Source organism: Alteromonas gilva (assembly GCF_028595265.1).
GTDB lineage: Bacteria > Pseudomonadota > Gammaproteobacteria > Enterobacterales > Alteromonadaceae > Alteromonas > Alteromonas gilva.
Map to the genome: position 1 here is coordinate 1,748,102 of NZ_JAQQXP010000001.1, position 19,984 is coordinate 1,768,085.

15 protein-coding genes and 1 tRNA gene are annotated in these 19,984 nt (G+C 49.1%); 10 read left to right on the forward strand and 6 right to left on the reverse strand.

From position 1 onward, the window contains the following. Positions 1-109: 109 nt before the first annotated feature. Complete coding sequence (gene gloB, locus OIK42_RS07770) at positions 110-901, reverse strand: hydroxyacylglutathione hydrolase (RefSeq protein ID WP_273639579.1); 792 nt, start codon at positions 899-901, stop codon at positions 110-112. 97 nt (positions 902-998) lie between these two features. Between gloB and OIK42_RS07775 the strand changes: the two genes are divergently transcribed. Further along, on the forward strand, positions 999-1,757 hold the full coding sequence (locus tag OIK42_RS07775) for a methyltransferase domain-containing protein (RefSeq protein WP_273639580.1): 759 nt from the start codon (positions 999-1,001) through the stop codon (positions 1,755-1,757). A 159-nt stretch (positions 1,758-1,916) separates the two neighbouring features. Here the strand turns inward: OIK42_RS07775 and OIK42_RS07780 are convergent, their stop codons facing one another. Further along, positions 1,917-2,384: a nuclear transport factor 2 family protein gene (locus OIK42_RS07780; RefSeq protein ID WP_273639581.1), complete on the reverse strand. Its 468-nt coding sequence runs from the start codon at positions 2,382-2,384 to the stop codon at positions 1,917-1,919. Positions 2,385-2,437: 53 nt separating this feature from the next. Here OIK42_RS07780 and OIK42_RS07785 point away from each other — a divergent pair, with 53 nt between their 5' ends. Continuing rightward, positions 2,438-3,811: a gluzincin family metallopeptidase gene (locus tag OIK42_RS07785; protein ID WP_273639582.1), complete on the forward strand. Its 1,374-nt coding sequence runs from the start codon at positions 2,438-2,440 to the stop codon at positions 3,809-3,811. Positions 3,812-3,931: 120 nt separating this feature from the next. Here OIK42_RS07785 and metG read toward each other — a convergent pair whose 3' ends face one another. Further along, a complete protein-coding gene (gene metG, locus OIK42_RS07790) occupies positions 3,932-5,977 on the reverse strand; it encodes a methionine--tRNA ligase (protein ID WP_273639583.1) in 2,046 nt (681 codons plus the stop codon). Positions 5,978-6,098: 121 nt separating this feature from the next. Here metG and apbC point away from each other — a divergent pair, with 121 nt between their 5' ends. The 5 genes from apbC to OIK42_RS07815 all read left to right on the forward strand — a co-directional run bounded on the left by apbC (position 6,099) and on the right by OIK42_RS07815 (position 10,171). Further along, the gene (gene apbC, locus OIK42_RS07795) at positions 6,099-7,220 is read left to right on the forward strand and encodes an iron-sulfur cluster carrier protein ApbC (protein ID WP_273639584.1); all 1,122 of its coding nucleotides are present in this window, start codon (positions 6,099-6,101) and stop codon (positions 7,218-7,220) included. A gap of 102 nt (positions 7,221-7,322) precedes the next feature. Continuing rightward, complete coding sequence (gene dcd, locus OIK42_RS07800) at positions 7,323-7,919, forward strand: dCTP deaminase (RefSeq protein ID WP_273639585.1); 597 nt, start codon at positions 7,323-7,325, stop codon at positions 7,917-7,919. A gap of 96 nt (positions 7,920-8,015) precedes the next feature. Then, positions 8,016-8,092: transfer RNA gene (locus tag OIK42_RS07805), tRNA-Pro, on the forward strand. Positions 8,093-9,093: 1,001 nt separating this feature from the next. Next, positions 9,094-10,014, forward strand: a complete 921-nt coding sequence (locus OIK42_RS07810) for a trypsin-like serine protease (protein ID WP_273639586.1) — start codon at positions 9,094-9,096, stop codon at positions 10,012-10,014. Then, positions 10,001-10,171 carry a hypothetical protein gene (locus OIK42_RS07815; protein ID WP_273639587.1) on the forward strand — a complete coding sequence of 57 codons (171 nt, stop codon included), beginning with the start codon at positions 10,001-10,003 and terminating at the stop codon, positions 10,169-10,171. Before OIK42_RS07810 ends, OIK42_RS07815 begins: the two co-directional genes overlap by 14 nt. A 97-nt stretch (positions 10,172-10,268) precedes the next feature. Here the strand turns inward: OIK42_RS07815 and OIK42_RS07820 are convergent, their stop codons facing one another. Further along, on the reverse strand, positions 10,269-13,355 hold the full coding sequence (locus tag OIK42_RS07820; RefSeq protein ID WP_273639588.1) for a ligand-binding sensor domain-containing diguanylate cyclase: 3,087 nt from the start codon (positions 13,353-13,355) through the stop codon (positions 10,269-10,271). A 370-nt stretch (positions 13,356-13,725) separates the two neighbouring features. On the opposite strand from OIK42_RS07820, the gene gdhA reads away from it, so the two are divergent. Further along, positions 13,726-15,069 (forward strand): NADP-specific glutamate dehydrogenase, encoded by a 1,344-nt coding sequence (gdhA, locus tag OIK42_RS07825; protein WP_273639589.1) that lies wholly within the window; start codon positions 13,726-13,728, stop codon positions 15,067-15,069. Positions 15,070-15,181: 112 nt separating this feature from the next. Here the strand turns inward: gdhA and OIK42_RS07830 are convergent, their stop codons facing one another. Then, on the reverse strand, positions 15,182-16,231 hold the full coding sequence (locus tag OIK42_RS07830; protein WP_273639590.1) for an NAD(P)-dependent alcohol dehydrogenase: 1,050 nt from the start codon (positions 16,229-16,231) through the stop codon (positions 15,182-15,184). Between the two features lie 255 nt (positions 16,232-16,486). On the opposite strand from OIK42_RS07830, the gene OIK42_RS07835 reads away from it, so the two are divergent. Then, the gene (locus OIK42_RS07835) at positions 16,487-16,840 is read left to right on the forward strand and encodes a HopJ type III effector protein (protein WP_273639591.1); all 354 of its coding nucleotides are present in this window, start codon (positions 16,487-16,489) and stop codon (positions 16,838-16,840) included. A gap of 421 nt (positions 16,841-17,261) precedes the next feature. Here OIK42_RS07835 and OIK42_RS07840 read toward each other — a convergent pair whose 3' ends face one another. After that, on the reverse strand, positions 17,262-17,939 hold the full coding sequence (locus OIK42_RS07840) for a haloacid dehalogenase type II (RefSeq protein ID WP_273641435.1): 678 nt from the start codon (positions 17,937-17,939) through the stop codon (positions 17,262-17,264). Positions 17,940-18,265: 326 nt separating this feature from the next. On the opposite strand from OIK42_RS07840, the gene gtfA reads away from it, so the two are divergent. Beyond that, on the forward strand, positions 18,266-19,744 hold the full coding sequence (gtfA, locus tag OIK42_RS07845) for a sucrose phosphorylase (RefSeq protein ID WP_273639592.1): 1,479 nt from the start codon (positions 18,266-18,268) through the stop codon (positions 19,742-19,744). Positions 19,745-19,984: the final 240 nt, after the last annotated feature.

Genomic DNA, 19,984 nt, shown 5'->3' on the forward strand with positions numbered 1-19,984 from the left:
CTTAGATAATTCAAAAGCCAGTACAGTGTACGCAAATTAGTGCGTTAATGCATCCTGTTGACGCTAATACTGCGGTCGACTTAGCGATAACCGCTGCTCTCTGTGCAGACTAAAAGTTATCTTTCCACTGCCTGAGATGAGTAAAGACGGCAATTTCGTCAGAAAGTTCAGTGCCTGCGTGCGAAATAACCGATGCTTTTACCGCCGCGCTGGTACAGCGTAAAAACGGGTTAATCTCGAGTTGGGTGGAAAGCTGGGTGGGCAGGGTAGGCAACTGCTGCTCGCGAGTGTTTTTTACCCACTGGTTGTATTGCAATAACGCCTGGTTTTCGGGCTCCACCGCCAGCGCAAAGTTAACGTTGGCCTGGGTATATTCGTGGGTACAGTAAATAACGGTAGACGCTGGCAAGCGCTTTATTTTGTTGAGTGAGCGGTGCATTTGCCCGGGCGTGCCCTCGAACAACCGGCCGCAGCCGACAGAAAACAAGGTATCACCACAAAACAGCGCGTTGTGCCCGACAAACGCAATATGATCGAGGGTATGGCCGGGTACCTCCAATACGCTGAACTCACAGTTAATTAAGGCCAGTTTTACCATATCGCCCTGGGCCACAGACTTAGTAATGCCGCTAATGTGGCCGCCGCGCGGGCCAATCACCGGCAGATCGTTGACCGAACTGGTCAGGGTGGAAATGCCACCGGTGTGATCGTGATGGTGATGGGTAATTAATATTGCCGCCAGTTGCAGATTATGGCGCTCACAAAATGCCTGCACCGGCTCGGCCTTCCCAGGGTCGACAACGACCGCATACTGCTCATTATGTAAACACCAAATATAGTTGTCATCGAATGCGGGAATAGGTGTGACCGTTAATTCTGCTGGAAAGCTATTGGTGGGCATTATGTAGTCCGTGAGTTATAGTGAGTTGCTTAGATACTATAAAAGATGTATTGCTGCATGCAACACATGCAGGTCAGTTAATCGATAACAGGCACCTATGAGATCAGCGTTTAATCCGAAACCATTAGCTTACCCTAAAACCTGGTCAGAGTTACCCGGTGGCGAAGAGTTGCAGCAGGCCATTGCGGGGGTGTGCGACGATCTCAGTCAGCGCGTGTTCGGCTACCATATGGTAAAGCTGGGCAGTTTAAGTAGCCAGATTGAACTGCCGTCATGTGCCATTCGTTTGCAGGTACACCAGTCTCCCCTGCAGTCGCCCTTTACCACGCTGATATCGCGTTCGGATAATCTGCCTTATGTAGAAAACAGTATAGACGGTTTTTTACTGGCCAATGAGCTGGATTTTGCCCAGGATCCCCACGAAATTTTACGCGAGATAGACCGCACGATTACCTCTAATGGTTACGTGATCATCAGTGGGTTTAATCCATACAGCTTAACCGGGCTGGCCAAATACCTGCCAATAAAGCGTGGTAACGTGCTGCACCAGGCGCGCTTTTTTTCTGCCGGCAGAATAAAGGACTGGTTACAATTGTTGGGCTTTGAAATTGTCGAGCACCGGCATATTTTGTTTTCGATGCTCTTTAATAGTCATACCGGTGGCCAACCGGCCGCATGGCAACAATGGTGCAGCAAATACTGCCCGTGGTGTTCGTCGGTATACGTCCTGCTGGCTCGCAAGCGCACCCTCAATATGACTACCGTAAAACCCAAATGGAAAATGAAACCGCGATTTTCCACCGTGGGTGCCACGTCGTACTCGTCGTATCAACGTAACCGAAAATCTGATACCTAGCCCGGCACTGGCCAGACAGGGTATCAAACGGACTTAACCTTACCTGCCAGCGCAAATTATTGGTTATTCGAGGCGCAAAAAAGAGGGCGCTAAAAAGGTCGGTAGCATCACGCTTACAAGATAATGCCGGGTATAACACAGGCTGTTGTCACCGGTTCTTCAGGGGACTTTGGTGGCCTGCCAGGCGATGGCTTTCCACTTGCCGCTACGTTTTTGAAAAGTGCCGGTATTTAAGTAAGTGGCAAATACCTTGCCTGCTTGATTGGCAATTAATTTAAACGCCACGATTGCCATGTCGTCATAAAGCCGAATATCCACATCGGTGCCCGAAAACGTCATGCTTGGCGTGTCTTCAGTTTGTTGCGCGTTTTGCTCTTCGCTTGACTTAAAGCCAGCCATAATTTCTGCTTTACCAAATCGCGTGCCATTTGACGAGGTGTACACCAGATCGTCTGCCCAGAATTGCTCATGCAGTGCTTGTGTTTGTCCGGTCAGAAACTCATCCAAAAGGTGTTGCAAATCTGCTTTATCGTCTGCCCGGGCGACCGTCGGTGTTGCCAATACTGCAAAGAGTATTGAGCTTATGAGTATTCTATTGAGCATGGATTTACCTTTTTTGTTTTGCATGTGAATTTACTATATCGTATTGCCAATATTTTGCGCTAATTTCAGGGACGTTAATGAAGCTCTTATCTGTTTTTATTTTTATGCTGTTTTCGCCATGGGTGTTTGCCGAACCCCCCACGCTAACGGGCACAATGGTTGTCTCTGTTAAGCAGGGCACCATCGATGCTGATTTTAAGCTAAGCCACCTGCCCAAGCTGAATAACTACGTTATCCTTATTAATTCGGGGATGAACATCCAGTATTTCAGAAACGAGCAAGATAACGTTAATTATGCTTACCGAAAAAGTTATAACCGCCAATTTTCATTTGAAAGCTTTGGCTACTATCTGCCAGAGGAAACAGGTAAAGGCATGTTTTTGCCTGACACGCTGAATGTAAAATATACCGGTAAATTTCCCGTTATATCCGACATGCAAAAAGCCAGTGATTATGGTGATTGGAAGGGCAATATTGCCTTTAATGGCAAAACCGTAAGAGCCGATGGTTTTCAAGCCGCATGGTATCCGGTGTTGTATGACGTGGAAAATGATAAGTACTACGACTCGTTAACCTATGACATCAATATAAGCTGTGCTGATTGTCAATCTATCTATGTTAACGGCAGTTCGCCAGTGTCGGGTACATCAGGCAATTTTACCAGCCAAACATCAGTACAACTGATGTTGTTTGCCGGCGACTTCGACATTGCTGAATCGAATGGTAGCTTCTTTTTGAATGCAGGCCTCTCTGAGCAGCAGATGGTGGAGTTTGGTAAGTTGACTTCCTCTTTTGAACATTTTTATCAGGACAGGCTTGGCATTCCCTATGGCGAAAACGTTGTTTTTATTCACACCACACCGATCTCAAAAAAGAATAACTGGGCATTTGTCACTTATCCTACCATTGTGACGATAAACCATACCGAGGGAGGGCTGGGAGCTATCATCAGTGATGAAAAGGCAGATTGGTTTAAGCCTTACATCGCCCATGAATTTGGCCATTATTACTTTGGTACTTACCGGGTATTTAACTCTGAGCTGGGGGATATGCTAACAGAGTCCTTTGCCGAATATTTAGCGCTTAAACTTACCAAAGCGCTGATAGGCGAAAGTATTTTTAAAGCGAATGTTGAAAAAAAATTAGCCGCACTGAAGGATACAAGGTTAACGCCTGTTAGCGCGATTACGTCGGCAACAGATTACGGCAACAGGAACCTGTATGTATACACCTATGCGCCGCTTATCTGGTTGCTGGTAGAGCAGAAAATCGGTGAGGAAAAAATGTATTTATGGATGCAACAGTTACTGACAACCGATGCACCGACGACTAACTACGACTTTGTTATAAGTACCTTAGACAGTGTGCTTATGGATAACTCCTTGCTGCATGACATAAAAACGAATGTGTTGGCTAAACTTGACATTATGGAGTCAGCGGAATTGTTTTGATGGGTTAATGCTGAGTGTTGAAAACGGTATGCTGAGAGCTGGCAAAGCGCTGGCACCTTCGGCACAAAAAAAGCGCCAGTCCGGCGCTTTTTATTGTTAACGACAATTATTTGCGCCGCTTTACTTCACCCGCATGCCTGGCTTGGCACCGTCGTGGGGCTCCAGAATGAAAATATCTTTTCCACCCGGACCGGCGGCAATCACCATGCCTTCTGACATACCAAAACGCATTTTACGCGGCGCTAAGTTAGCGACCATTACCGTGTGTTTGCCAATTAAATCTTCTGGCGCATAGGCCGATTTAATACCGGCAAATACCTGGCGGGTTTCACCGCCTAAATCAAGCTCCAGACGCAGCAGTTTATCGGCTTTTTCCACATGCTCTGCCTTGGCGATTCTGGCGACACGGAAGTCGACTTTTGCGAAATCTTCAAAGGTGATTTCCGGGCTAATGGGATCTTGTGCCAGCGGGCTGTTGGGATCGAGCTTAGGCTCGGCCGACAGGCTTTCTTTTGAGTCATCTATCATGGCGTTAATTTTATCCATTTCTACCCGTTGCATCATGGGCTTAAACTTATTGATGGCATGACCGGTTAACACGGTTTGCGCACTGCTCCAGGTGAGTTCGTCATTGAGGAACGCTTCGGTTTTCTCGGCCAGTACCGGCAGTACCGGCTTCAGGTAAACCACCAGAAGGCGGAACATATTAATACCCAGCGAGCACACGTCGTGAGTAAATTGCTGTTTATCTTCCTGTTTTATGGTTACCCAGGGCGCATTGGTATCAATAAACTGATTGGCTTTGTCGGCCAGTGCCATAATTTCGCGAATGGCCTGATGGTATTTACGCTTTTCAAAGAGCTCGGCGATGGGCTCGGCGGCGTTTTGAAACTGCGCCACTAACTCAGGCTCTAATACGTTGTCCGACAACTTGCCGTCGAAGCGCTTGGTAATAAAGCTGGCACAGCGGCTGGCAATGTTGACCACTTTACCCACCAGATCAGAATTCACTTTTTGCGCAAAGTCTTCGAAGTTCAGATCGATATCGTACACACCGTCGCCCAGCTTGGAGGCAAAGTAATAGCGCAGATATTCCGGATCCAGGTGATCCAGGTAGGTACGGCCCTTAATAAAGGTACCGCGCGACTTTGACATTTTTGCGCCATTAACGGTAACAAACCCGTGAATGTTAACCCCTGTTGGCTTACGGTAACCTGCGCCTTCGAGCATGGCCGGCCAAAACAGACAGTGGAAATAAGTAATGTCTTTACCGATAAAGTGGTACAACTCGGCATCGGAATCGGCATTCCAGTAGCTGTCAAAATCCACATCGTTGTTGTCGCAGAAGTTTTTAAAGCTGGCCATGTAACCAACCGGCGCATCTACCCATACATAGAAAAACTTATTGGGCGCCCCCGGAATTTCGAAACCAAAATAGGGCGCATCACGGCTGATATCCCACTGTTGCAGGCCGTCTTCAAACCATTCCTGCAGTTTATTGGCCATTTCTTCCTGAATGGCGCCAGAGCGGATCCAGCTTTTGAGCATGCCTTCAAACTGTGGCAAATCAAAAAAGAAATGTTCAGATTCTTTTAATACCGGGGTAGCGCCCGAGACCACACTGCGGGGGTTTTTAACTTCGGTCGGGCTATAGGTGGCACCACACACATCACAGCTATCGCCGTTTTGATCTTCTGCGTTACAGCTCGGGCAGGTGCCTTTTACAAAGCGATCCGGCAGGAACATTTGCTTTTCAGGGTCGAACAACTGGTTAATGGTGCGCTTGCTGATATAGCCGGCTTTGTCCAGGCGATTATAGATCTCTTCGCAATACTGCTTGTTTTCTGGCGAGTGCGTGACATAGTAATTGTTATAATCAACAAAAAAGTCCTGCAGATCCTGATGATGCTCAGCGCGGGTTCTGGCAACCATCTCTTCTGGCGTAATACCCAGCTCCTGCGCTTTAAGCATTACCGGGGTACCGTGTGCATCATCGGCGCAAACACTGTAACATTCATGACCGCGTAAACGCTGGAAACGGGTCCAGATATCGGTTTGAATATGTTCAAGCAAGTGACCCAGGTGAATAGATCCGTTGGCATAGGGTAACGCGCTGGTTACCAAAATACGGCGCTTGCCGTTAGTCAGCTGACTCTGTTCAGACATAGAATAATTCGTTCGGCTTTTTGCTATTGGAAATGGCGCAAATACTAGCGGATATGCGCATTTTTTGCATTGTTTTTTGCATAAGTTAATCACTCACAAGCGGTAAATTGGCAGGTAAAGTATGTTTTTTTCGCGAAAGTCTCCTAAACCTTCGGCTGCATGGCAGGCCGTTGTCGATTATCTGGCCGATTATTTTGTATTGCCTAAAGACGAGGTTACGCTCTGGTGTAGCGACCATAACACAGATGGCAGTGCATCCGGCATTAGCATTACCTTTCCTTTTGCTAACCAAACTCAGTGGCCGTTTATACAGGCAGGCATCGCCCGCGCGCTTCAAAGCGCCAAGGCTGAAGTTGATGTCACCCTCAAACAACAAATTAATGCCGGGCAAACCGCAAAACCTCCGGTCACCAATATTCGCAATATTATTGCCGTGGCATCGGGTAAAGGCGGTGTGGGGAAGTCGACCACCAGTATTAATATGGCGTTTGCCCTCATGCAGGAAGGGGCCCGGGTAGGTATTTTGGATGCGGACATTTATGGCCCGTCGGTGCCCATTATGCTGGGCAACACCAGCGAACGGCCGTCTACCACCGATAACAAGCATATGCAGCCGCTTGAGGCGCATGGTTTGGTTGCCAACTCTATTGGCTATTTGGTGCCCGCCGACGATGCGGCGGTTTGGCGTGGGCCGATGGCCAGTAAAGCGTTATCGCAGCTGCTAAACGAAACGCGCTGGCCGGTGCTTGATTACCTTATTGTGGATATGCCGCCGGGCACCGGCGATATTCAGCTGACCATGGCCCAGCAAGTACCGCTGACCGCGGCGCTGGTTGTTACCACACCGCAGGATTTAGCCATTGCCGATGCGCAAAAGGGCATTGCCATGTTCAACAAGGTAAATATCCCGGTGCTGGGGCTGGTAGAGAACATGAGTTATTACCAGTGCACCGCCTGCGGCCACAAAGACTATATTTTTGCTAAAGATGGCGGCAACGTGTTAGCTGAGCGCTATGGCCTGCCGTTGCTGGGGGCACTGCCGCTGGATATTCAAATCCGCGAACATGCCGGGAGCGGCAAGCCCTTACTACTTAGTGCGCCAGACGGGCCATTGGCCGAGGCATATCGCGATATGGCAAGGGCGGTGTCGCTTGAACTGGCTACCACAGTGCCGGTTGCCGAGGCGCAAAGTAAGCATATTAAGGGCGACCCTATCGCTTTTAACCCTCTGAAAGACAATTAATTAAAAGATAAATAGTTCATAAACGCGTTGCCTGGCTATGGCTGGCAACGCATAATACGCGCAGCTAAAATTGACACGCGCAGTTAAAAAGAGAAGCCTACCATGCGTTTATGTGACCGCGATATTTACGAATACCTGCAGCAAGGCAAAATTAAAATCGAGCCACAACCGGACTACGATCAAATCAGTGGTTTAACGGTAGATATTCGACTGGGTAATAAATTCCGGGTGTTTGAAGATCACGCCGCGCCTTATATTGATTTAAGCGGGCCGAAAGCCCAGGTGCAGGAAGCGCTGGAATCGGTAATGAGCGACGAAATCGAACTGCCCGACGGCAAAGCGTTTTTCTTACACCCTAAAGAGCTGGCGCTGGCGATTACCCAGGAGTCGGTGACCTTGCCAGACAACATTGTGGGCTGGCTGGACGGGCGCTCGTCACTGGCGCGCTTAGGCTTAATGGTGCACGTGACAGCCCATCGCATCGATCCGGGCTGGTCGGGCAATATTGTGCTGGAGTTTTATAACAGCGGGAAGCTGCCGCTGGCACTGCGGCCCAATATGAAAATTGGCGCACTCAGTTTTGAAGTGCTGAGCCAATCGGCCGAAAAACCGTACAACGCACGTCTGGATGCCAAGTACAAAGGGCAGGACGGTGCAGTTGCCAGCCGTATAAGTGCCGACGGTAAAGACGACGAGTAGCCAGTAAACTGGCTACAGAATCAGCAATTAAACTATTTACGACTATTAAGCGTTGCATTGACTTAAAAAATAAGTACACTTGTCCGCTCTTTCGGTCGGTGTGTAGCGCAGCCTGGTAGCGCACTGTCATGGGGTGTCAGGGGTCGGAGGTTCAAATCCTCTCACACCGACCAACTTCTCTTCCTGATACCTTGAACATTTTCCATTCATACCGAGTTAATTACTCGTTCCCGGGCATCTTCAGATATGCTTACAGAGCCAACTTTCCACCTGTTAAGCTGCTGCTTTATCGGTCAAAAACTCTTTTTATTTTTCTGATTAGTCGCTTTACAACCGCTGGCTTTGTCAATTTCACCAGAACCTTATTGTGTGCCGCTAATGAGGTTTGGATAGAGTTGATCATTCCTGGGGCCTTTCCAAGCTCCTTTTCTACTCTCGTCCTGTCTCTTTCTATTTGGCTAACGTAGGCTTTAAGTGCATCAACCTCAACCCTGTAGTTGGCGTTAGCTTTATTAACCTTAAACTGTTCTTCCCAGTTTCGTCCGCTGCTATAGCAGTTATGGATCAATTCCAGCAGGGCCAGTTGGCATGACTCTGCTATCTCGCTTTCACTGTATGGCGTATAGACAGGGGGCGCCTCATCGCACCTTTGGTTTTCATCGAGTAATCGGTTAAGTTTTTCTCTGTCTTTTTTTCATATGCAATGCCTTTAGCACGCAGTATTGCCATGCTACGCAGACTACAACTGAAATGAATTCTTTGTGCTGCTAACGTACCGTTAACGACCTTATGCACATAATGATTAGTGCACGTCTACGAAGAATAAACGACAACGTTGCGCTATCCAACTAATGCGGCGTCGCGGCTTTGTGATTGGGTTTATCTTAATGCAGTACTCGTTGGCTGCGCAGAATATTACTCAGCTCACGGCTGTTTTTATGTTGGTAAATCAAGGATAAGGAGCAGCGCGGGCCTGTTAGTTTACAACTGGTGATGACCTTGAAGCAGATTAAATGCTGTTTATTTTTGATACAGCGGATGTGTGTTTTATAGGCTAATCAGGCGGTATCGCATCGATAATATTGAAGGAATAATACAATGAAAAAGGTTTTAACATCTCTTGGTTTAAGTGTCTCTGCTCTATTGGCCAGTGCGTCGGTGAGTGCTCAGGAGCTTGATATATATCGCTAATGACACTTACACGATCACCGTTGGTTTGCCTGACGATCCACGCTATGCCAATGCGGGCGAGAATTTGCGCAATGGCGTCGGCGCTATTTTTATTGGCTTTGGTGAGCGAGGGTTTTCTTGTACTGCCACGGCCATTTCTAAAACGCATGTGCTCACTGCTGCGCATTGCGTGAGAGATGGCGAAAACCCGCTGGATACGCTGTTGTTTGTGTTTAGTGCAGGGTTAGAAGTGCCTTTTATTGCCGAAGCAACAGGATTTGTTGTGCATCCTTACTACGATACCTTTTTACCTTCTTATGGCGCGTTTGCACATGGTGACATGGCCGTGCTGGAGCTTGCACAAGCACTGCCTGATAGTGTTGAACCCTATGAGCTCTATCGCGGTAGCGACGAATTTGAAAAGGCTGTCCGCCATAACGGCCATGGGGCATTTGGTACTGGCAATAAAGGCGCTACGGGTGGCTCAGACTTCTTTTACGCGCGTACCGGGCTGAATATGTACGAGTCAACCATGGCACCTTTCTTAGGGGATGGTTTCCCGGATCAGCTGGTCATGGATTTTGACAGCAACGGAACCAAACATAACGCCATGCAGTGGTGGTTCTCCAGTGCATTCGTGAACGGCAATACCGATAATCCCGTAGTGGCACAAAAGAAGCCTCACGTAAAACGGGATCAGTCGGTATTTGCTGATCGCGGCTATGGAAAGCTAGAGGTGGGTACGGCCCGCGGTGACTCAGGAGGCCCTTCATTTATCGATGGCAAAATCGCCGGTGTGCACTCATTTGGCTTTACGCACGGATGTGATACCTATGCTAACGGTACCGACTTTACCTGTGGTCTAGACTCTTCATATGGTGAGATGTCTGGCGATGCCAGGGTGTCATTTTATGCAAGCTGGTGACGCCGCTACCAGCGGGTTGTTAACCATGACGCCCGTTCCTGCGCCCATACCCATGCCAGCGACAGCCACAGCAGAATCGACCGGCGTGAACACTGAGATAGCCGAACAGTTTGAATCGCAGGTGTTGTCGTCGACCTTAAAAATCACCCTGGAGTAAATAATAAAGCGAACAATAGGAGAGCCGCGCGCCAACCGCGTTGGCTCTCACTGAGGCCGCTAAAGGCTTGTTCTCAACCGGTAACGGCGGCCAGTTATCAATAGCGGCGTAACACGGGTGCATGCTTAAAAATATTGGAAGGTTGTTGCTTTATTTGCTGCAGGGTAGTGTCAGTGATGCCTGGATCAAGGGAGGTTACCCCCAGCCAGGTATTGCGATTGTTATTTTTAGCACCATAAAGTGCCGCATCGGCAATGGCAATGGTCGTCTGCCAGCTCAGTGCATCCACTCGTTGCTTGTCGAGCGGGTAGGCCGCAAAGCCCACCGAGCAGGTGACGTCAATTTCGGTGGTTTCATTAATGCTCATTTCACAGGCATTCATTACCTCCACAATGCGCTCAGCCAGCGCTTCGGCCTCTTCTCTGGGGGTTTCGTGAGTAACCACTAAAAACTCTTCTCCGCCCCAGCGGATCAAATAATCCGTCTCACGAAAAATATGCGCTAAACGTTGCTTGGTTTCTACCAGTACGGCATCGCCTGCCTGATGTCCGAAGGTGTCATTGATCACCTTAAAATGGTCCAGATCGATGATAAAAAACAGTATGTCGGCGGTGTCTTTGGGCGCAGTTTGGTGTTGCCGGCAATCGCTGTAGTAACGCTGCAGACGGGTAATGTCACGCTCAATGTTTTGATCTAAAAATCGTCGGTTGTTCAATCCGGTTAACGGATCGGTGAGACTGGCTTGTTTTAGCGCTACCGCTTGTTGGCTCAATTTAATATTGGCGGCCTCAAGCTCGGCGGTGCGGGCTGCAACACGTCGTTCCAATACCGCCTGACGGTAGCGATAATGGCGCAGACCAAGTTGATGCAATGCAAAAATAATAACAAGTACCAACACCACGATGGCCACTTTCGCTGTGTTGGTTTGATACCACGCCGGTTGTACATTAAAGGTTTGCAAGCGAGTGTCTGCCGACCAGTTCTTACCATCAAGAGAATACTGCACCGCCAGGGTATAGTCGCCTGGATCCGGCGTAGTAAGCGTAATAACGCGGTGTTCGGCATCGGTATAAGTCCAGTTTTCGTCTCGCCCCTGTAACCTGTAGCGATACACTACCTGTTCCGGATTGATGTACTGTAATGCCGTAAACTCGAAAGTGATACGTTTGGGAAGGGGCTCTACACTGAAAGGCTGGTTGTGGTTAATCAGTGGCGAATACTGCAGCCCTTCGGCAGTCACAGCATTGATGCGGGTAAACACCAGAGGCAGTGGCTGGTTAACATTTGTGTTATCAATAATTTCGGGGTGAATAATGGTTAACCCGGCACTGCCACCAAAAATAATTGTACCTCGTGGCGTTTGGGTGGCAGCGGCACCTGAATACGGGCTGTTGACCGCTTGCTGCCCGGTCACAACCGAATTTACCTGATGATTGATTGCATGAATGGCCGCGATACCGCGCGACGTACCCACCCAAATAAGCCCGGTACTTTCTCCGCCAATGGCCTTTACCGCATCGCCCGGCAGACCATCGGCACTGGTGAGTTGCTGCCAGTTGCCTGAACGGTCGAGCACAAACAGGCCAGCGCCGCTGGTACTTACCCACAATTGGTTATGTTTATCAACAAATAAATCAGAAATATACTGCTGGCGTAATACCGGCTGGTTAACAAGCGTAATGGAGCGGGTAACCAACTGCCCGGTACTATCAATGTCGCCTCTCATCAGGCCCTGCCAGGTACCAATCCATAAGACTTTGTCGGCCGCCAGCAACGAAGCAATACGACGTTCACCCGACACGTTGGCAAATATTTCGGTGGTGGTTTGCTCGGCTCTGGATATTTGCCACAGGCCATCGGTGCCTCCCAGCCACAAGGTTTGAGAGGTGTCGGCAAAGGCAGAGGTAAACGCATTTGGGGGGCGTCCGGTTATTTGCAATGGCGTTGCTGTGTAGTGGGGCGGGCTCATCTTTACCGTTGCAAAGTTAGCGGAGGCATACAGTGTGGCATTGTGGCCCGCGTATAAAGTTTCGACCGGATCAACCGAGTCGGGCCACAGGTTGCCAATATTGCCATCTTGCGCCGTGAGCACTTCTATACCCTGGGTACCCGATCCCACCACAATTTGGTTGTTGAAGGCCTGTACTGACAAAACCTTACGACGTTGTAAGCTACCAGGCTGCCCGCTACCAGCCAGCACATGTTGCACCCCTGTATTCCCTGCATCGAGTAAGTTGAGGGCTCCGCCTGCACCAATCCATACGCGGCCCCGGGAGTCGGTAAATAAGATCCAGATATTGTTGTCAGTGAGCCGCGCTGGTTGCTGACGATTATGGCGGTAGTATCGCAGCGATGGCTGCGTGGGATCAGCGCTTAAGTTAACTTCAATCAGGCCGTCACCAAAGGTACCAAGCAGCAGCACGTCAGGGCGAATTTCGGTGGTGGCGAATATCCATACCGGCGTTGCAGTATTTAACGCAACGTTTTTAAACGACTGTCCTGGTGGTTTAACAAATAATCCGTCGGCGGCAGTACCTACGGTGAGTAACCCGCTGGTGGTGGTGGAGATTGTGCTAACCCGTGTAGTTGCCGGAAAACCTGATTCTAATTGCAATGGCCCAAACTTAGTATTGTTGGCCCGGGCGCGGTATAAGCCGTGCGAGGTGCCAACCCAAAGCGTATTGGCCGTATCAATATGTATTGCATGAATGCGCTCGCCAGCGGGCAACTCAATAGGCAACATTTGTTGTTGTTTTATATCAAACTGATAAAGCGCCCGGTCGGCGGCAATCACCATTATTTGATGGTTGTTGATGGTGGCGGCTATCCCGCGTTTCACCGAAATTCCGCCTAAAAGTTCAGGCGCCACCGGGCGAAACAACATACTGCCGTGTTGTAGCTGGTATAAACCTTGATTCGTGCCCAGCCAAACCTCACCCTCTGTGCCGGTAAATACCACCTTAGCCTGCGGTGTGGTGTTAAAAAAGGTGTAGGGTTCAATGTTAGCTTTAACCAACGTATGGGAATCCCATCGCCACAACCCATTCGCAGCTACCAGCCAAATGAATCCGCTGTTGTCTTCTGTTACTGAGCCAATCGGCCCCTCGGCTAAGGGGGAGGCTCCCAGGGGCACGTGAAACACAGGCTGGCTAAACTTATGCCAGTCAGGCTCTGCAGCTTGCACACGCCATCCTGCGGTTAGGGAAATACTTAACCACGTTAAACCAATGATCAAACGTATAAACGAAACCGCATTAGTGAACAACGCCGAATACCACTCTTAAAAAACGTATCTGTGGGTAAAATACATTGGCGTAGCCGTTGCAGAACGCTGTTGCAAGTAGCTGTTGCATGCACTGGCAACCAATGAGATACCAAGAGCCCTAAGTATACGATTTAACCCTCACCAGTGCCAATAGGGTAATACAGTGACCCGGCGTTTCCTTTGGGTAAGTCATTGCAATATCTGCAAGGTTTACCGTCTGTCATCGAAGTGATCAGAAAAGGCCACGCCGCTGTACAAATGTTCGTGTTACAAATCAATAAGGTATTGCATGACGAATCAATCTAATTTGGATGAGTTCAACGAATGGATAGAAAACCGCTATCCGCATCAAACTGAATATTTGCAGGCAACCCGCGAGTTAGCCGCAGATGTGATGCCCATTTACAATGCCCATAAAGAATATAAACGCTTAAATGTGCTCAAGCGTCTGGCCGAGCCGGAGCGGGTTGTGCATTTTGCAGTACATTGGATGAATGATAAGGGTGAAGTCGAAGTGAATCGCGGCTGGCGGGTACAGCATAATGGCCTGATTGGTCCTTATAAGGGCGGCTTGCGTTTTCATCCTACGGTCAACGAGTCGGTGCTGAAGTTTTTAGCCTTTGAGCAATCCTTTAAAAATGCCCTGACCGGTCTGCCCATGGGCGGCGCCAAGGGTGGTTCGGAGTTTAATCCCAGAGGGCGCAGCGACAACGAAATTATGCGTTTTTGTCAGGCGTTTATGCAGGAATTGCAGCGCCACATTGGCCCGCGTACCGACGTACCGGCCGGTGACATTAACGTTGGGGCGCGCGAAATTGGTTATTTATACGGCCAGTACCGGCGCATGCACAATGAGTTCGGCGGCAGTCTCACCGGTAAGGATATCGATTTCGGTGGCAGCCATGTGCGTACCGAAGCCACAGGCTTTGGTCTTATTTATATGCTTGAATGTGTACTGGTGCATCACAACGATGACTTCATCGACAAACGAATCGCCATTTCCGGCGCTGGGAATGTGGCGCTTCACGCGGCCCTTAAAGCCATCGAAAAAGGGGCTACCGTCACCAGTTTGTCTAACAGTCGTGGCTGCTTAATTAACGAACAGGGCTTTAGTGAGGCAGCTATCCGCTGGGCCATTGATACCCGCCAGCAACACGAAAATGTGCTTACGGCATTGGGTGATGAACACGGCGGTAGCTGGTTTAAGGGTGAAAAGCCCTGGGGCCAGGTCTGTGATATTGCCTTACCCTGTGCTACCCAAAATGAGCTCGGCGAAGATTCCGCCAAACAACTGAAAGAGAACAACTGCCGCTATGTGCTGGAAGGCGCTAATATGCCCACAACCAGTGAGGCTAAACAGGTGTTGGATGACGCGGGAATCGTGTTTGTACCGGGCAAGGCGGCTAACGCCGGAGGCGTGGCACTGTCGGGCATGGAAATGTCACAAAATGCCTCGTTTCAGAGTAAAACCTTTGCGCACCTGGACGATGAGCTTAAATCGGTAATGGCATATATACATAAGCGCTGTGCTGAAGAGGGCAAACAGGATAATGGCCACGTCAATTATGCCAAAGGTGCCAATATTACTGCCTTCAGGCAACTTGCCAACGCCATGGTGTCGCAGGGCGTTTAATACGCTTAGCCACCGGCAGATACAATAAACCAGCCTCGGTTACCCACCGCAGGCTGGTTTTTTATTTACAGCCGTAACAAGCAGCGCCTTAGCGGCTTGGTACGCGCAGCGGTTATTCAACGCTGAGTGATTGCATATCAATCACATAGCGGTGTGCGAGGTCGCCTTCCGCCAGCTTTTTAAAGGCGTCGTTTATGTCGCTCATTTTAATCATTTCGCATTCGGGATAAATGTTGTGCTCAGCACAAAAATCCACCACCTCCTGGGTTTGCTCAATACCGCCGATCAGGGAGCCGGCAACGCGACGACGACCCACAACTAATGGCACACTCATTAGCTCTTCCAGCGGTCCTACCTGACCGACCACTACCAATGTACCGTCGATATCGAGTAACGGTGTATAAATACTGAGATCGTGTTTTACCGGTGCCGTATCAATAATTAAGTCAAAGGCGTTGGCACTGTCTGCCATGGCGTCTTCGTCGGTAGAGATCAGAATGCCTTTTGCCCCCATCGCCTGGGCTTCTTTTTCTTTCTTGTTGGAACGGCTAATGGCAGTCACTTCCGCGCCCATTGCCACGGCCAGTTTAACGGCCATGTGGCCAAGACCGCCCAGGCCAATTACCCCAACGCGGGTACCTTCCTTCACGCCCCAGGTGCGCAATGGAGAATAGGTGGTAATACCTGCGCATAAAATGGGCGCTGTTTTTGCCAAATCCATGCCGTCGGGAATGTTGAGTACAAACTCTTCGCGCACAACAATGTGTTTGGAATATCCGCCTTGTGTGGTTTCACCGTTGATCCTGTCTTTTGAACCGTATGTCATGGTCATGCCGTTGCGGCAGAACTGTTCTTCATGATTGTGGCACTGATCGCACTCCTGGCAGCTGTCGACCATACAGCCCACTGCCACGTTCTGACCCACTTTGTAGTTTTTCACGTCGTCGCCAATAGCGGTTACCACGCCAACAATTTCGTGGCCTGGAATCAACGGGTACGGCTGCTCGCCCCAGTCGCCATTAACCGTGTGCAGGTCAGAGTGACACACGCCGCAATATAAAATTTCAATGGCAACGTCGTTGTCGCGCAGGCTGCGACGTTCAAAATGATAAGGTTGCATGTGTGCATCGGATGAATGTGCGGCGTAACCGACTGTTTGCATAAAGTATCCTCTGTCTAAAATATTGAAATAATGTATTTTTTGTTTATGAATATTATGCATCAGGCAAAACCGGTTGCGGATGCCTAATCCTATTTTTAGGTTGCCTGATCGTATAAGAATAGTAATGTTGCAGTAATGAATACTCTGAGGGGCTGGGTTTTGATCAGTTGTTTTTCATAGGCGCTTTGGTGTAATTCTGGTTTAATAGCGAGCCTCAAACGCAGTGATACATTTAACCTATTTACCGGAGTGACGATGGCCTTAACCCGCTTAGATGCATTAACCGCCCAGCTTGATAGTGCGCCAGCCACGATAGAATTTAGCCATGTGATTGAGTTAATTGATGCTCATTTTAAGTTCACGCCAACCGCTTTTACCAATGGCAGCGCAGTGAATAAGGCCAACCAGAATAACGGCTCCTGCAAGCTGCTGGCACTAGGTCAGTACCTTAAGTTAACCAACGAACAAACCCTGGCGTTATTCGGAACATTTTACCGCGAGGATGTGCTTGGTCATCCACATGGTAGCGACCACGCCAATATTCGTAATTTTATGCAGAGCGGTCATGCCGGGGTACATTTTGACGTGTTTCCTTTAGCCCTGAAATAATTCAATTAATATAAAAGCTTACCGCTGACACCGCCAACCATTAAAAAATGTTCCGGCGCTCACTTATCATAACCCGCTCTTACAGGTGTTGCCTGCTTAAACCGGGTTACATGATGTCTTGGGAGCTTGCTTTTTTAGACGTGTGCGCACAGTTTTTACCTGCATTACGGTGAGCAACATTAGCGGTAGCATTAGCAGCGCAAACATTAACTCTATGCCCCAAACGGCAGCTTCTAAAATAGTAGCGGCCTCAAGCAGACTGAGCACTAGCAGCTTGGTGTCACAATGTTTCATGATAGTTTCAGATACGTAATTTCGACGGTGAAATTATATACCGGTGAGCCTGGGTGAAAATTATCCGATTAGCCAAACTCCTTGACCCTTCGTCCACGGTAATGGCAGCGGTCCCTGCGTGTCACACTTACCTGACGACATGATCCAGCTCATCCGCGAGTTGTGCAATGTCGTTAACGTTGAAATCAGGCGCATTGGCCAGAGGGTAAAGTGACTGTCCTGGTCGGGCTACAAATGCGGTTTGCATCCCAGCTGCGCTGGCTCCGGCAATGTCCCAGCCGTGGGCGGCCACCATGAGTGCTTCTGCTGGTTTAACATTTAACTGTTCCAGCGCCCAGGCGTAGGCACGTTGATCGGGTTTGTATATTTGCAAGGGTTCAATGCTTAATCGTGCGTCAAAATATTTGGTTAACCCGGCATATTCCAACTGGGTTTTTACGCCCTGTGTAGAGGAGTTCGTCAGGCATGCCAGGGTAAAGCCCTGTTGTTTAAGCGTGGCCAGCGCCGGCTTTACGTCAGGGTGCGCTGGCAGGTTCAGCAGGGCAGGGATAATGGCTTTATGAGCGTCCTCTTTACTCATTGTTATACCATTACTGTGCGCAACCATTTGCAGTGCAGCGACGCCAATGGCACCAAAGTGCGCAAAGCGGCCCGATACAGTACTGACCAGCGAATAATGCAACAGCGTGGAGAACCACAGTGTCAATAAGGCCTGATTACCGTTTAATGCCTTACCCACTGTCTCACGCATGGGCGACAAATCGAGCAGTGTTTCGTTGACATCGAATATGATGACTTTCGGCATTGTTGCTGTAGTCGTAGCGGCAGAGCCGCCCTTACCAGAGAGCTGAGAGTCATGGGCCTGGAGAAGTTGCGGTAAGGTAAACAAAATAATACGCCTCAAAAGAGAATGTAGTTGTAGTATAAGCATTTAATCCGGTTGTACCAATTTACCCACGGCTTAACAGGCCCGCAGCGCTGACTGTGTTACCTTTTAAAGTCACTAAATATGCCAGATAGTCAGGGACTTATAAATTAACAAAAAAATTACACTTGCCAATTCAATGCGAATATCCGATTATTAACTTAATCGATTAAGTTGTTATCAATATTGTGTTTAAGAGTGTATTTATGAGTAGTGCAAAAGGTGTTCAGTTAATTACCTATGTTGATCGGTTGGGCCGGGGCAATATTTCGGGGTTACGTGAGTTGCTTAACGAGCAACTTAAAGACGTTTTTGATGGTGTGCACCTGCTACCGTTTTTTTACCCTATCGATGGCGAAGATGCCGGATTTGATCCTATTGATCACACCATGGTCGACAATCGACTGGGTAACTGGGCCGACATTGGCGCGCTGGGTGCGAATATGGCAATCATGGCCGACATGATTGTTAATCATATGTCGGCGCAAAGCCCGCAGTTTCAGGACGTACTGGCTAAAGGCGAAGCGTCTGAATTCTGGCCTTTGTTCTTAACCCGCGACAAAGTGTTTGCCCCGGACCAGTTAAATCAAATACCTAACATTTACCGGCCGCGTCCAACGCCGTGTTTCAGTGACATCACCTTAAAAAATGGTGATACTGTACCATTCTGGACTACTTTTACCTCCAATCAAATTGATATTGATGTGACCTCAGGGCAGGGGCAGGCATACCTGGAAAAAATACTCAGCGCCTTTGCGCAGAATAATGTCGATCTTATTCGCCTCGATGCCGCGGGTTATGCCATTAAAAAGCCGGGCACCAACTGCTTCATGATTGAAGAAACCTTCGATTTTATTGAGCAGTTGAGTCAGGAGGCGCACCGGCGCAACATGCAATGCCTGGTAGAAATTCACAGCTACTATAAAACCCAGATTGACATCGCTAAACGCTGCGACATGGTGTACGACTTTGCACTGCCTCCTTTGGTGCTGCACAGCCTGTTTACGCAAAACCCCACAGCTCTGGCCAAATGGCTGGCAATAGCACCGCGCAATTGTGTCACGGTACTGGACACCCACGATGGTATTGGCATTGTTGATGTAGGGCCAGAAGGTGACAAACCAGGCCTGCTCAGCGCCGCTGAGATTGATGCCCTTGTTGAGCAAATTCATATCAATAGTAATGGTCAAAGCCGTGAGGCAACTGGCGCGGCCGCCAGTAACGTTGATTTATATCAGGTAAATTGTACCTACTATGATGCGCTGGGGGCCAACGATCAGGCCTATTTGATTGCCCGCGCCATACAGTTTTTCTCGCCCGGCATTCCGCAGGTCTATTACGGAGGCTTGTTTGCTGCGCAAAATGATATGGCACTGCTTAACCAAACCAATGTGGGGCGCGACATTAACCGGCCGTATCTGAGCGACAGCGATATCAATCATGCGCTGCAAAAGCCGGTGGTGAAAGCGCTGATCGCGCTCATTCGGTTACGAAATACCCTTGAGGCGCTGGAAGGTAAGTTTATGGTGTCGGCGACCGGGCAACTCATCACCCTCGAATGGGTCGGGTCTGGTTGTAGAGCAGCATTAGAAATCGACTTCAGCACCCTGTCAGCGGTGATTAATTACAGTCAGCAGGATGCTCAACACAGTGTTGACGTGTCGGTGGCAGGCCTCGCCGGCTAACTGTCTATTGTTGGTTAAATTGGTTGGTTAAATTGCTGTTTTAAGCAAAGTCAGCGCAGGGACCGGTGCTCTGCGCGTTGTTTACTTTCGTGACTATACACGGCCTAGCGTTGCGCGTTTAACTAACGCGTTCATCTGTGCGCAGACGGGTACTCGCTTTTTTGATCTGTTTTTAAGCTCTGGTGGTACAAAATTACAATGTAATGTTGCGTATCGGCTCAACTGCTGCCTAACTTGCGC

Bases quoted from the DNA above. Each gene is read 5' to 3' on its own strand.
- gloB (WP_273639579.1), bottom strand. From the start codon at position 901: ATGCCCACCAATAGCTTTCCAGCAGAATTAACGGTCACACCTATTCCC.
- OIK42_RS07775 (WP_273639580.1), top strand. From the start codon at position 999: ATGAGATCAGCGTTTAATCCGAAACCATTAGCTTACCCTAAAACCTGG.
- OIK42_RS07780 (WP_273639581.1), bottom strand. From the start codon at position 2,384: ATGCAAAACAAAAAAGGTAAATCCATGCTCAATAGAATACTCATAAGC.
- OIK42_RS07785 (WP_273639582.1), top strand. From the start codon at position 2,438: ATGAAGCTCTTATCTGTTTTTATTTTTATGCTGTTTTCGCCATGGGTG.
- metG (WP_273639583.1), bottom strand. From the start codon at position 5,977: ATGTCTGAACAGAGTCAGCTGACTAACGGCAAGCGCCGTATTTTGGTA.
- apbC (WP_273639584.1), top strand. From the start codon at position 6,099: ATGTTTTTTTCGCGAAAGTCTCCTAAACCTTCGGCTGCATGGCAGGCC.
- dcd (WP_273639585.1), top strand. From the start codon at position 7,323: ATGCGTTTATGTGACCGCGATATTTACGAATACCTGCAGCAAGGCAAA.
- OIK42_RS07815 (WP_273639587.1), top strand. From the start codon at position 10,001: ATGCAAGCTGGTGACGCCGCTACCAGCGGGTTGTTAACCATGACGCCC.
- gdhA (WP_273639589.1), top strand. From the start codon at position 13,726: ATGACGAATCAATCTAATTTGGATGAGTTCAACGAATGGATAGAAAAC.
- OIK42_RS07830 (WP_273639590.1), bottom strand. From the start codon at position 16,231: ATGCAAACAGTCGGTTACGCCGCACATTCATCCGATGCACACATGCAA.
- OIK42_RS07835 (WP_273639591.1), top strand. From the start codon at position 16,487: ATGGCCTTAACCCGCTTAGATGCATTAACCGCCCAGCTTGATAGTGCG.
- OIK42_RS07840 (WP_273641435.1), bottom strand. From the start codon at position 17,939: ATGCCGAAAGTCATCATATTCGATGTCAACGAAACACTGCTCGATTTG.
- gtfA (WP_273639592.1), top strand. From the start codon at position 18,266: ATGAGTAGTGCAAAAGGTGTTCAGTTAATTACCTATGTTGATCGGTTG.